The sequence below is a fragment of the Pseudaquabacterium rugosum genome (genome assembly GCF_038066575.1).
GTDB lineage: Bacteria > Pseudomonadota > Gammaproteobacteria > Burkholderiales > Burkholderiaceae_C > Pseudaquabacterium > Pseudaquabacterium rugosum.
The window spans coordinates 203,301-215,424 of record NZ_JBBUTF010000012.1; the positions used below are offsets into that span (position 1 = coordinate 203,301).

The 12,124-nt window shown below is 71.5% G+C and carries 11 protein-coding genes and 1 pseudogene; 10 read left to right on the top strand and 2 right to left on the bottom strand.

What is annotated here, in order from left to right:
• Nucleotides 1–673: 673 nt before the first annotated feature.
• The 3 genes and pseudogenes from AACH11_RS14385 to AACH11_RS14395 form a co-directional block, all read left to right on the top strand.
• Nucleotides 674–1,363 (top strand): annotated as a pseudogene (locus tag AACH11_RS14385) (ABC transporter ATP-binding protein); the annotation flags it as partial.
• A gap of 918 nt (nt 1,364–2,281) precedes the next feature.
• On the top strand, nt 2,282–3,496 hold the full coding sequence (locus tag AACH11_RS14390) for an ammonium transporter (protein WP_341374927.1): 1,215 nt from the start codon (nt 2,282–2,284) through the stop codon (nt 3,494–3,496).
• A gap of 2 nt (nt 3,497–3,498) precedes the next feature.
• Nucleotides 3,499–4,581 carry a hypothetical protein gene (locus AACH11_RS14395; protein ID WP_341374928.1) on the top strand — a complete coding sequence of 361 codons (1,083 nt, stop codon included), beginning with the start codon at nt 3,499–3,501 and terminating at the stop codon, nt 4,579–4,581.
• A gap of 24 nt (nt 4,582–4,605) precedes the next feature.
• Here AACH11_RS14395 and AACH11_RS14400 read toward each other — a convergent pair whose 3' ends face one another.
• Entirely contained in the window at nt 4,606–5,493 is an 888-nt protein-coding gene (locus AACH11_RS14400) for a LysR substrate-binding domain-containing protein (RefSeq protein WP_341374929.1), read from the bottom strand.
• Between the two features lie 135 nt (nt 5,494–5,628).
• Nucleotides 5,629–5,961: a cupin domain-containing protein gene (locus AACH11_RS14405; RefSeq protein ID WP_341374930.1), complete on the bottom strand. Its 333-nt coding sequence runs from the start codon at nt 5,959–5,961 to the stop codon at nt 5,629–5,631.
• 286 nt (nt 5,962–6,247) lie between these two features.
• Here AACH11_RS14405 and AACH11_RS14410 point away from each other — a divergent pair, with 286 nt between their 5' ends.
• The 7 genes from AACH11_RS14410 to AACH11_RS14440 form a co-directional block, all read left to right on the top strand.
• Nucleotides 6,248–7,852 carry a MotA/TolQ/ExbB proton channel family protein gene (locus AACH11_RS14410; RefSeq protein ID WP_341374931.1) on the top strand — a complete coding sequence of 535 codons (1,605 nt, stop codon included), beginning with the start codon at nt 6,248–6,250 and terminating at the stop codon, nt 7,850–7,852.
• Nucleotides 7,853–7,865: 13 nt separating this feature from the next.
• Nucleotides 7,866–8,573 (top strand): OmpA/MotB family protein, encoded by a 708-nt coding sequence (locus tag AACH11_RS14415; RefSeq protein WP_341374932.1) that lies wholly within the window; start codon nt 7,866–7,868, stop codon nt 8,571–8,573.
• 16 nt (nt 8,574–8,589) lie between these two features.
• Nucleotides 8,590–9,678, top strand: a complete 1,089-nt coding sequence (locus AACH11_RS14420; RefSeq protein ID WP_341374933.1) for an HNH endonuclease — start codon at nt 8,590–8,592, stop codon at nt 9,676–9,678.
• A gap of 379 nt (nt 9,679–10,057) precedes the next feature.
• Nucleotides 10,058–10,477: a cupin domain-containing protein gene (locus AACH11_RS14425; protein ID WP_341374934.1), complete on the top strand. Its 420-nt coding sequence runs from the start codon at nt 10,058–10,060 to the stop codon at nt 10,475–10,477.
• Between the two features lie 48 nt (nt 10,478–10,525).
• Complete coding sequence (locus AACH11_RS14430) at nt 10,526–11,575, top strand: Ldh family oxidoreductase (protein ID WP_341374935.1); 1,050 nt, start codon at nt 10,526–10,528, stop codon at nt 11,573–11,575.
• Between the two features lie 51 nt (nt 11,576–11,626).
• Complete coding sequence (locus tag AACH11_RS14435) at nt 11,627–11,929, top strand: putative quinol monooxygenase (protein WP_341374936.1); 303 nt, start codon at nt 11,627–11,629, stop codon at nt 11,927–11,929.
• Nucleotides 11,930–11,940: 11 nt separating this feature from the next.
• A partial coding sequence (locus AACH11_RS14440; RefSeq protein ID WP_341374937.1) for an aldehyde dehydrogenase family protein occupies nt 11,941–12,124 on the top strand: 184 nt, incomplete at its 3' end.

Here is a 12,124-nt window from a genome sequence, read left to right on the forward strand (position 1 = left end):
GCCGCCATGGCGCATGTGATGTCTCGGAACAAGAACTGCTTTCTGAGGGCGAGGAAGGACAAGTCGCGACATTGTGGTGCACGCCCCCTGAACGCGCGTATCCCCAGAACCCGAAACGGATCAGGCCTGCCGCCGACCGGCGGACCGGCCCGTTCCGCCCGGAACGCCCATTCCAGGCTGCGCCAGACGCATTTCGACACATCCAGGGCCGCCGCACGCGCCCCGGCACCTGACACGAAAGGTCATCGGCAGCGTCGCTCCCGCGACACGGCCGAGCCGGTTTTTGCATCTGGATCATGGACAGAGCGCGCCGGATCGGCTAGGCGCACCGGCCGCGCGGCCTCCCCCCTGAACACGGGACCGACCCGCCGGCCCCGCCGCGCCCTCGCGCCGGGACCGCGGCCACCACCGTCCGTCGCGGACCCTCCGTCTGCCCCGCAAGCTGTAGGGCAAGCCCCGGTCGGGGACGGTTCAGGACATGCGCCACGCGGACGCTCGGCCCTGCTGGCGCGGCAGGCCACGCGCCGCCGCGGCTGGCTCAGCCCTTGACATAGGGAGAGGCCGCCGAGGCGATCGGGTCACAATCGGCTCCTTCCGGTCCTGGTCCGGCCTGCCCGGCCTTCCCTGCTGCCCCATGCGTGACGCTGCCGCATCCTCGATGTTCCACCCCGCCATGGGCACGCCCGAACCGGTGGCCGTTCTCACGGGGGTGCACAAGCACTATCAGATGGACCAGGTCGACGTGCCGGTGCTGCGCGGCCTAGATGTCCTGATCCGTCCGGGCCTGTTCACCGTCATCCTCGGTCCGTCGGGCAGCGGCAAGACGACGATGCTCAACCTGCTGGGCGGGCTGGACAAGCCCGACCGCGGCGAGATCACCGTCGCCGGCCAGCGCCTGAACGATCTGCCCGACGACGAACTGGCCGACTTCCGCTCGGCCAACATCGGCTTCGTCTTCCAGAACTTCAACCTGCTGCCGGTGCTCTCGGCCTACGAGAACATCGAGTACCCGCTGGTGATCGCCGGCGTGCCGCCCGCCAAACGCCATAACCGCGTGACCAAGCTGCTGGCCGCCGTCGGCCTGAGCGACCGCGCGAAGAACAAGCCGGGCGAGCTCTCCGGCGGCCAGCGCCAGCGCGTGGCCATCGCCCGCGCACTGGTGCGCCGGCCCAAGCTGGTGATCGCCGACGAGCCCACGGCCAACCTCGACAGCCGCACCGGCAAGGCCATCCTGACGCTGATGCGGCGCATGCAGACGCGCTACGGCATCTCCTTCGTCTTCTCCTCGCACGATCGCGAGCTGATCCATGCCGCCGATGACCTGATCACGCTGACCGATGGCGTGATCCGCAGCGTGCGGCGCTGGCAGAAGCCCGAGCTGCCGCCGGCCATCGTCCACCCCGAGGGCTACGAACACGATGCCGACGACCCGATGCGGGGGCCGGATGCCGCCTCGCTGGCGGCCGCCCGTGCGGCCGCGACGGGCCAGATCGCCGTGCCCGTCCGCCATCCGGGCCTGGCCTCGGCCGCCGTGGTCGCGCCCGTGTCCCTGCCCGTGCCCGCACCGGCCTCACCGGGACCGGCGGCAGCCCCCGTGACGCCGGTGGGCCCGTCGGCGACCGAACCCGGCACGCCCGCCGCCGTGCAGGCGCACGATCCGGCGCCGGCCTCGGACACCTCGCCCCCCCCGGCCACCGACGACGACCTGTTGCGGCTGGACCCCGATCCGGCCGAGGCCACCTCGGGCTGGGCCCGCGGCGACGACCTGCCGCCGCTGCTGCCCGAGCGCAGGCCCGCGCCGCCGTCGACGACGACCACGGCCGGGACCGAGGCGGCGACGGCCGCCCCCTGGGCCGGCCCACTGGGCCAGCCGGCCGGCCAGCCCTGGCATGCCGCACCGTCACGCTGGCACCGCAACGATCCGGCCAGCACCGACGAGGCCCCGGCGGCGGACGGCCCCCCCGGCGCGCTGACGCCTGACGATGACGGTCTGGACGTGATCGAGCTGCCGCCGGAGTTCTATGTCGAGTTCGAGGCCACCCACGTGCCGCCGTCGCCCGGCGAGGACACCGTGTTCAACGAACTGCTGGCACTGCCCGAACTGACCGCCGAGGACTTCGACAGCCCGCCCGTGCCGCCGCCGGTCAAGCGCCCGCGCCCCTACGGCATGCGCTGAGCGTCCGGCGCCGGTCGGCCGCACGACCGGCCATCCCTCCTCACCGCCCTTCCCGCCGCCCGACGGCGATGCCTCTCGCCGCTCCCGTTTCTGCGCAGTACCCCGATGAACGATCTGGTCAACACCGCCTGGGTGGCCGTCTGCGCCGCCCTGGTCTTCTTCATGCAGGCCGGCTTCGCGCTGGTCGAGGGCGGCCTTTCACGGGCCAAGAATTCCGTCAACGTGATCATGAAGGTCTACCTCGGCACCTGCCTGGCCGGGATCACCTTCTGGGCCTGCGGCTGGGCGCTGGCCTTCGGTCCGAGCGCCGGCGGGCTGGTGGGCACGGGCGGCTTCGCCGTCGATGCGCTGCCGCCCGGCCAGGCGGTGAACCTGGTCTATCAGATGATGTTCGCGGCCACCGCGGTGTCCATCGTCTCCGGTGCGGTGGCCGAGCGCATGCGCTACGGCGGCTATCTGGCCTTCGCGACCGTGATGTCGCTGGTGATCTACCCGGTGTATGCCCACTGGTCCTGGAACGAGGCCGGCTGGCTCAAGACCATGGGCTTCGTGGACTTCGCCGGGGACGGTGCGGTGCACTCGGTGGGCGCCTGGTGTGCGCTGGCCGGTCTGCTGGTGCTGGGGCCGCGGCTGGGGCGTTTCGCCAAGTCGGGTGAGGCGCGCGAGATCCCGGGCCACAACCTGCCGCTGGTCGCGCTCGGCGGCTTCGTGCTGTGGCTGGGCTGGTTCGGCTTCAACGGGGGCAGCATCAGCGGACTGGACAGCGCCAATCTGGGCCGGGTGCTGCTGGTCACCCATCTCGGGGCCTGCGGCGGTGGTGTCGGTGCGCTGCTGTTCCAGAAGCTCAGCGGGCGGCCGGTGCTGATGTCGGCCAGCGTCAACGGCAGCCTGTGCGGGCTGGTCGCGATCACCGGCGGCGCGGCGACGATGGCGCCGGTCTGGGCGCTGCTGAGCAGCCTGATCGCCGGCGCGCTGTGCGTCTGGGGCGCCGAGCGCATCCGGGCGCTGCGCATCGACGACGCGGTCGACGCCATCGCCGTGCACGGCATCGGCGGCACCTGGGGCCTGCTGGCCGCCGGCCTGTTCCATGACGGCGACCTGCTGAACCCGCAGCGCGTGCTGGTGCAGCTGGTCGGCGCCCTCGCCGCCCTGGCATGGGCGCTGCCCACGGCCTGGCTGGCCTTCAAGGCCATCGACCGCGTGCTGGGCCTGCGTGCGCCGACGCTCAACGAACAACGCGGCCTGGACCACACCGAGCACCACGAGATCGCCTATCCCGAATTCCAGGATCCGCCCGGCGGCCTGGCGCGCGGAGCCTGACGGTGGACGCGCGGACCCGACGCCGCTGTGCGGCACTGGCCGTCTTCGAGCCGCTGCTGGGCGAATCGGAACTGATGGAGGCCCTGTGGCTGTGCGAGGACCGCATGGGCGGCGAGTCGGTCACCGACATCCTGCGTTATGTGGACCTGGTGGGCGAGCAGCACGGCATCGACACCGCCGTCCGCAAGCGCCTGTACGGCGCGCTGCACACCGCGCTGCGGCGGTCGGCGGACGACCTGCCGCTCGATCCCTGGCCGGTGATGGCCGCACGGCGTGCGCAGCAGCAGCAGCAGCAGCCGGCCGGCGGGGCCGTGCCGGTGATGCCGGCGTTCGCGGTCGCCGCTACCGGCGAGGCGGCGGACATCCCGGACGGGCTGCAGCCGCACGCCGCGATGCCGCCGGCCGCCCAGCCGGCCGCCTTCAGCCTGGGCAGCAGCTGGAGCGGCCCGCTGCCGGCGCAGGGATGGCCCGCCCCCGTCACCCCCACCGTCACCCCCACCGTCACCCCCACCGTGAGCGCCCTGGCGCCGGCCCGGGCGGCCACCCACACCGCCCAGCCGAGCGCCGGCCCGCTCCTGGACACCGGCCCGGTCAGCGCGGCACCGGCGACGCCGACCATCGAGGCGCAACCCATCGAGGCGAGCGCGGCACCGGTCATCGCCGGCCCGGCCAGCCGCCCCGACGCCCGGGAGACGGCGCCCGACGACGATCCGGACGTGCCGGCCGTGCAACGGGTGTTCGCCGACATCGTCGATGCGCTGTGTGCCGAGATGCTGCAGTCCCATGCCGCTGCGCATGCGGATTGGGTGCAGGCCTGTGGCGAGCAGCTCGGTGCGCCGCTGCAGGACACCCCGGGGCGGGCGGCGCTGGCCAGTCTGGCGCTGTCGGTCGACAGTGGACAGCGGCGGCGGGCCTGGCGCCTGACGCGCTCGACCGCCGATCTGTCCGCCCTGCTGACCGGCCTCTATGTCAGCCTGTGCGAGGCGCTGGGGCCGGTGGCGGCCGACCAGGTGCTGGGCCGTGCGGTGCGGGCCGCCGAGCAGCGGCCGGCGGCCCGCGAGTACCCGCCGCGCGGCCTGCTCTGAGCCCTCCGGCTCCGTGGCCGGTGCTCAGCCGGTGCGGGCCGCGTCGACGATGCGCTGCACCAGCGGATGGTGCATGCCGCGGCGCGCGCGGATCGCATGGATCTCCTCGTGCAGATCGCCGCAGCGGCCCAGGCTCGACAGGCCATGGCTGCGCGGCAGGTCCGCCGCGCCGGCCGCACTGACCGGGAACACACCCAGCCCGCGTTCGGCGAACAGCGCCAGCAGCGCGCTGTCCTCGAACTCGCCGACGATGTGCGGCCGCAGGCCGTGCTGTTCGAACCAGGCATCGAGCCGCAGCCGCAGCGCGGCATGTGCGGTCGGCAGCAGCAGGGGCAGATCGTCCAGGCACTGCGGAAAGGGCCGGCCGGCCGCCGCCTCGGCCCAGACCGGCGGCCCCATCCAGACGATCGGCGACGACAGCAGCCGCTCACTGCCCAGGCCCAGCCCTGGCGTGGCCGGCGCACCGTGCCCGGCCAGCACCAGATCCAGCCGGTGCAGCGCCAGTTCGCCCAGCAGATGCGCGGACTCGCCTTCGTGGCACAGCAGTCGCAGGCGCGCATCGCCCAGCACCGGGGCCAGCAGCGCATGGACAGCCAGCTTGGACAGGCCGTCGGTCAGGCCCACGGCCAGGCGAAGCACCGGCTCGGTGGCCGCCTGGCGCACCTCATCGGCGATGTGCTGGCCGATGCGGAAGATCTCCTCCGCCCGGGCGCAGGCCGCACGGCCGGCCTCCGTCAGCACGACGCCGCGCCCGGACGGCTTGAGCAGCTGATGGCCGAGCGAGCGCTCGAGCGCACGCACCTGCTCGCTGACGGTCTGCACTGCCAGACCCTCACGTTCCGCCGCACGGCTGAGGCCGCCCTCCTTGGCCACCAGCCAGAACAGGTAGAGATGCCGGTAATTCAGGTGCATGCCATGACGGATCCGGCGCGGGGGACCCGGGTTCCCCGTGGGTCATCGGCGATCGACAGCTTGCGCCACCGTGCGGTGCGTGCCGGAAGCGGAACCGGGGCCGGGGCCGGGGCCGGGGCCGAAACCACGGCGGGATCAGGCATCCGCCTGGCCGGCCAACGCATCGCCCGAGGGGCCCGGCGTGTCGGCGGTCGGGTGCAGATGCACGGCCAGCCAGGTCGTGCCCTCGGCCGTCCGCAGCACGCTGTGCGGCAGGCCGGCCGGCAGGAACAGGCTGTCGCCGACGACCAGATCGACCGTCTGCCCATCGACCTGCATCCGGGCCTGGCCGCTCAGCAGCAGCACCCACTCGTCCTGCGGCTGCACCCAGGTCTGCGGCGTGATGTGCGCGCTGCTGACGATGCGTTCAACGACGAGATTGCGGTGCTGCAACAGGATGTCGAAGCGCTCGCCCTGGTCGGGACTCACAGCGTCAGTGAACAGGTTGCGGATCCGCGATGCCGCCGCCGGCGGCCGACGAAGGTCTTCTGGCATGGGCAGACTATATCGGCCGGGCTCCGGCGTCCGGCACCCACGCGATGCCCGGTCATCGGGGATCCCGGCCGCCGTCAAGGTGAATATGCCCTGTGGTCCGGACCCCGCATTCACCCACGGACAAGGGGGCCGGCATCCGCAGACGGGATGACAAGATCGGCGAGGCGCCTGCCGCCCGGAACGAGGGGCTGGCAGACGATCCCCAGAACGCCCATTCCCGATGCACGACTTCTTCCAGAGCCCGGCCTTCACCTGGGCGCTCAACGCGCTGTTCTTCGGCCTGTGCGCCTGGGCCTTCGTCCATGCACGGCGCTGCCTGATCGACGGACGGGCGGCCAGCTTCGTCGACTATGCCCCGTCGCTGATGACCTCGCTGGGTCTGTTCGGCACCTTTCTGGGCATCTTCGTCGGCCTGCTGCAGTTCGATCCGGCGCAGATCGACGGCAGCATCACGCTGCTGCTGGGCGGGCTGAAGACGGCCTTCGTCACCAGCATCATCGGCATGTTCTTCGCCATCGCCTTCAAGGTGCTGCACACCCGTCATCAGGATGCGCGGCCCGCGGACGGCGACTCCTCACCGACGGACGCCGTCGGCCCCGCCGACATCCATGCCGTGCTGCAGCGTCAACATGAGGTGCTGGGCACCATCGCCCGCGGCATCGGCGGCCAGGACGAGCGATCGCTGGTGGGCCAGCTGCAGATGCTGCGCACCGACGTGGCGGACTTCCGCTCGTCCACCGGCCAGCGCCATGACGCCTTCGAGGCGCGGCTGCTGGCCCAACTGGACAACTTCGCGGCCATGCTGTCGCGCTCGGCCACCGAGCAGGTGATCACCGCGCTGCAGCAGGTCATCGTCGAGTTCAACCAGAAGCTGACCGAGCAGTTCGGCGACAACTTCAAGCGCCTGGATGCGTCGGTGCAGCGCCTGGTCGAATGGCAGGACGGCTACCGCGAGCAGCTGGGCGAGATGAGCCGCCTGTACCGCCTGGGCACCGAATCGATCGACGCCACGCGCGTGGCCGTGAGCGCCATCGGCACCGAGACCGCGCGCATCCCGCAGGACATGCGCCAGCTGCACGAGGTGCTGGCGGTCAACCAGCACCAGATCGCCGAGCTGTCGCGCCATCTGGACGCCTTCGTCACGCTGCGCGACCGGGCGGTGGGCGCGGTGCCGCAGATCCAGCAGCAGCTCGACGAGGTCGGCCAGCGCCTGGTGGTCGGCGCCGAGCGCGTGCAGATGGTGCTGATCGAGGGCTCGCAGCAGTTCGAGGCCTCCGTGCGTCAGACGCAGGGCAGCCTGGTCCGCACGGCCCAGGACGTGGCCGGCCAGTCCGAGCACATCGCCAGCGAGATGAAGGACGCACTCGAGATGCTGACGGCCAACACCGAACGCATCCGCAGCGGCATCACCAGCGCGATCGCGCAGTCGATGACCGCCGTCGAGACCCGGGCCCAGGAGATGGTCGCGCGCAGTGCCGAGCTGGCCCAGGGCCTGCTCGGCAGCGTGCAGCAGACCCTGCAGACCACGGTGGCCGCCAGCGAGCGCGCGCGCACCGAGAGCCAGCGCACGCTCGACAGCGCCAACCAGGCCATGGTGCAGCATGCCGAACGCTCGCTGCAGGCGGTCGAGCGCCAGGTGGAAGAGGCCGTCGGTCGCACCCATGCCGCCGTCAACGAGCAGCTGCGCCAGCTCGACGAAGCCCTGGGCAAGCAGCTCAACGCCGCACTTCAGGAGCTGGGCTCGTCGCTGGCGTCGATCGCCGGCCACCTGATGGACACCTACCGCCGCGGCGGTGAGCGCGAACGCGCCCGCCCGCTGTCCTGAGCGAGCGCACCGCATGGACAAGATCTTCGGCCGTCCGCCCCGCGCGGCCTCGCAGGACAGCGCCGAGCACTGGGTCAGCGTCTCGGACCTGATGTCGGGCCTGATGATGGTGTTCCTGTTCATCAGCATCGCGCTGATGCGCCACGCGCTGGCCGAACGGGACAAGGTCACGGACGTGGCCGCGGCCTACCAACGCAACCAGGTGGCCCTGCACGAGGCGCTGCAGCAGGAGTTCGGCGCCGACCTGACGCGCTGGAACGCCGCCATCGACCGCGACACCCTGTCCTTCGAGTTCAAGTCACCGGACATCCTGTTCGGCCTCGGCTCGGCCGCGATGACGCCCCGCTTCAAGGACGTGCTGGACGACTTCTTCCCGCGCTACATGAGGGTCCTGGGCCACTTCCGCGGCTCGATCCAGGAGGTGCGCATCGAAGGCCACACCAGCTCGCAGTGGGACACGCACACGCCACCGGAGGAGGCCTATCTGCGCAACATGGAGCTGTCACAGGCACGCACACGCTCGGTGCTGTTCTTCGTGCAGGGCCTGCCGGCCAGCCAGGAAGACCGCCAGTGGATCCGCCGCAACATCGCCGCCGTCGGTCTGTCATCGAGCCGGCCGGTGCTCGACGCCACGGGCGCCGAGGACGGCGGAAAGTCACGCCGCGTGACCTTCCGCGTGATCTCGAACGCCGAGTCGGCGATCCGGCAGCTGGTGCGATGACCTCACGGCGCCCGTCATGAAGCTGCACCATGACTTCTCCGCCCTGTGGCGCATCGCCGAGGCGATCGGCGCGCCGCGGCGACCGTTCTCGCTCGAGCGCGGCAGCCACATCGACGAGATCGAGGCCCGGCTGCAGCAGGGCGTCGAAGTCCGGCTGGAAGACCTGGGTGCGGTCTCCGGCCTGCTGGCCTACGAGGGCCGCCAGGTCCTGCTCTACATCCCGGACCAGGGGCCGCACATCAGCGCCGTGCTGGCCGGCAACCGCGAGCCGGGCAAGAAGTTCCACGTCGCCTGGTGCGAGACGCTGGAGAAGATGAAGGCCTCCGGCCGCTTCAACCGCTACATCGCCACCACCGACGTGAGCGGCGAGTTCCAGCTCAGCGGCAGCGTCGACCAGGTCCGCGAGATCCAGGGCCGGGCCGGGCTCTACGTCTGCCAGCTCTGCCTCAACCTGCTGAACTACCGCCAGTGCCGGGTCCTGCGCAACGCCAGGCGCCTGCGCGAGACCTTCGACCTGACGGACTTCTTCAGCACCTACGCTTCCTGCTTCACGCACCTGCCCAGACGCGGCCACGTGCGCGACGGCGAATCGCTGTACGCACCGGACTGGCCGCAGATCTCGCAACGGCTGCGCGCGGCCGCCGGCTGGTCCTGCAGCGAATGCCGGGCCGACTGCAGCGACCATCGGCAGCTGCTGCACGTCCACCATGTCGACGGCGACAAGCGCCACAACACGCCCGCGAACCTGAGGGTGCTGTGCAAGGCCTGCCACCGCCTGCAGCCGATGCACGAGCACATCGTGCTGAGCCGTGAGGAGACGCGGACGATCAACGGCCTGCGCCGCCAGGCCGGCTTCTTCGACGGCGACTGGGACCAGCTGCTGCGCTACGGCGATCCGGCCAGCCACGGCCTGCTCGGCCTGGCCAGCCACCACGGCTGGCCACCGCCCGAGATCGAGCTCGCCAGCCGCACCGGCGGCCCGGCGGTGGAACTGGCCTGGCCAGCCCGCCGCCTGGCGATCTCGCTGCGCGGCGACACCGAGGCACCGCCCGGCTGGCGGGTGATGGATCTGGCGGACACGGCCAGGGCTTATTTCGATCGTTGAGCGCGCCCGCATGAGGCCGTCGCAAGACACCTCACTTCGGACGCTTGCGGCCTCGTCGGCCTGAGTGCCACGATCCTGAACCTCGCCGCACGGCACGCCCGTGCCGCCTCCGGGCGCCGCCCTGTGCGCCGGATCCAGGACCGTGGTCATCGGCACCACGGCACCACGGCACCACGGACCCGCGGCCTGATGCGCACGACGGGTGAGGCCCTCGACGCTCCCCACACACCGCAGGTCGACCGGCTGTCGCGGCTGTCGGCATCGGCCGGCGCCATGGCAACGCACCTGGCACGGCGGCCGCTCGTCGCACCATATTGCTTTTTTTATTCATAAAGCTCTATAGTGTCGCCACACCCCGAGACCTGATCCCGCCCGCACCATGATCCTCAAGACCCCGTCGGACGCCGCCGTCCTCAAGCCCGAGTCGCTGCCCGTGCACGAGCGTGGGGGCGGCGCCCGCACCACGCCCCTGATCTCGCCGGCGCTCGGTGGCCGCAGCTTCCTGACCGGCTACACCGCCTTCGACGGTGGCACCGAAATCCCCTTCCACAGCCACGATTGCGAGGAAAGCGTGGTGTTGATGGAGGGGCGGGCGATGCTCGACATCGATGACCGATCGATCGAGCTGAAGGCGCACGACGTGACCTGGATCCCGCCCAACGTCCCGCACCGCTTCCGCAATCTGTCAGCGGACCAGCCGATGAAGATCCTCTGGATCTACGCCCATGCCAGGGCGACCCGCACGCTGACGGCCAGCGGCGAGACCCGACCGATCGCCGCAGAGCACGGCTTGCGCTGAAAACGCGATCCATCTCTTTTCCTGCCCTGCTTTCCGGAGACCCTGTCCATGCCCCACACCGTCCACGCGGACGCCCTCACCCGCTTCGGCACCGACGTGCTGCGCACCTTGGACGTGCCCGAGCCCGATGCGCATCGCCTGGCCGACAGCCTGGTGGTCGCCGAGCTGTGGGGACACTCCTCGCACGGCATGCTGCGGCTGCCCTGGTACGTCGAGCGCCTGCGCCGCGGCGCGATGAAGGCCCGCACCGCGGCCACCGTGGTGCAGGACAGCGGGGCCATCGTCGTGCTCGACGGCCAGGACGGCATCGGCCAGGTCCTGACCCAACAGGCGATCGAGCTCGGGGTCGAGCGCGCCCGCCGTCATGGCATCAGCGCCGTGGCCGTTCGGCACTCGAACCATTTCGGCACGGCCGCGTACTTCACCCGGCAAGCAGCCGCGGCCGGCTGCGTCGCCCTGCTCACGACGAATGCCTCGCCGGCCATGGCCCCCTGGGGCGGACGCGAGAAGGCCCTGGGCACCAACCCCTGGTCGATCGCGGCCCCGGCAGGCCGCCACGGCGTGGCGGTGATGGACATCGCGAACACGGCCGTGGCCCGCGGCAAGATCTACCTGGCTGCCGAGCGCGGCGAGCCGATTCCGGCGGGCTGGGCCGCCGATGCCCAGGGCACGCCGACCACCCGCGCCGAGGACGCCGTGCACGGCCTGATCCTTCCGATGGCGGGCCACAAGGGCTACGTCATCTCCTTCATGATGGACGTGCTCTCGGGCGTGCTGACCGGCAGCCATTTCGGCGCCAACATCGCCGGCCCCTACCAGCCCGACCGCCGCAGCGGCTGTGGCCACCTGCTGCTGACCATCGACATCGCGGCGATGCAGCCCCGCGCGACCTTCGAGTCCCGCATGGAAGCGCTGATCGACCAGACCAAGGCCGTGCCGCGTGCACCGGGTGTCGAGGAGATCTTCTTCCCCGGCGAGCTCGAGGACCGCCACACCCTGCGCCTGCGCGAACGGGGCATCACCCTGGCCGACACCACCTGGAACAGCCTGCGACAGCTGGCCACGGACAGCGGCATCGGCCTGCCCACCACGGTCTGAGCACGTGCCGGCACGGCCCGCACGCCCTCCTCACGAGACATCCCCTTGCCCATGATCGCCCTCATCGTCTCCCTGAACGTGCACCCCGAACGCATGGATGCGTTCCTGGCCGCCATCACCGAAAACGCCCGTCGCACCTTCGAGGACGAGCCCGGTTGCCTGTACTTCGACGTGACCCAGGACACCCAGGATCCGACCCACTTCATGTTCTACGAGCTGTACGCCGATCAGGCCGCGATCGAGGCCCACCGCCGCATGCCGCACTTCGCGGCCTGGCGCGCGGCCGCCGACGTCTGCGTGGTGCCTGGCAGCCAGAAGAACACGGTCTGCCAGCGGCTTCAACACCACGCCTGAGGAGCATCGAGATGTCGAGCACCGTCATCACCCTCGACCCGGCCACCGGCGCCGAGATCGCCCGCCATCCGGCCTGCACGCCGGCCCAGGTCGAGGCCGGCCTGGCCACCGCCCACGCCGCCGCCCTCGCCTGGGGCCGCCAGCCGCTGTCGGTGCGCCTGGCCGGCGTGCGCCGCCTCGCGCAGGCCCTGCGCG

What these genes read in the sequence shown, in the direction of transcription:
- AACH11_RS14410 (WP_341374931.1), top strand. Translation starts at nt 6,248, where the DNA reads ATGCACGACTTCTTCCAGAGCCCGGCCTTCACCTGGGCGCTCAACGCG.
- AACH11_RS14425 (WP_341374934.1), top strand. Translation starts at nt 10,058, where the DNA reads ATGATCCTCAAGACCCCGTCGGACGCCGCCGTCCTCAAGCCCGAGTCG.
- AACH11_RS14430 (WP_341374935.1), top strand. Translation starts at nt 10,526, where the DNA reads ATGCCCCACACCGTCCACGCGGACGCCCTCACCCGCTTCGGCACCGAC.
- AACH11_RS14420 (WP_341374933.1), top strand. Translation starts at nt 8,590, where the DNA reads ATGAAGCTGCACCATGACTTCTCCGCCCTGTGGCGCATCGCCGAGGCG.
- AACH11_RS14415 (WP_341374932.1), top strand. Translation starts at nt 7,866, where the DNA reads ATGGACAAGATCTTCGGCCGTCCGCCCCGCGCGGCCTCGCAGGACAGC.
- AACH11_RS14400 (WP_341374929.1), bottom strand. Translation starts at nt 5,493, where the DNA reads ATGCACCTGAATTACCGGCATCTCTACCTGTTCTGGCTGGTGGCCAAG.
- AACH11_RS14435 (WP_341374936.1), top strand. Translation starts at nt 11,627, where the DNA reads ATGATCGCCCTCATCGTCTCCCTGAACGTGCACCCCGAACGCATGGAT.
- AACH11_RS14390 (WP_341374927.1), top strand. Translation starts at nt 2,282, where the DNA reads ATGAACGATCTGGTCAACACCGCCTGGGTGGCCGTCTGCGCCGCCCTG.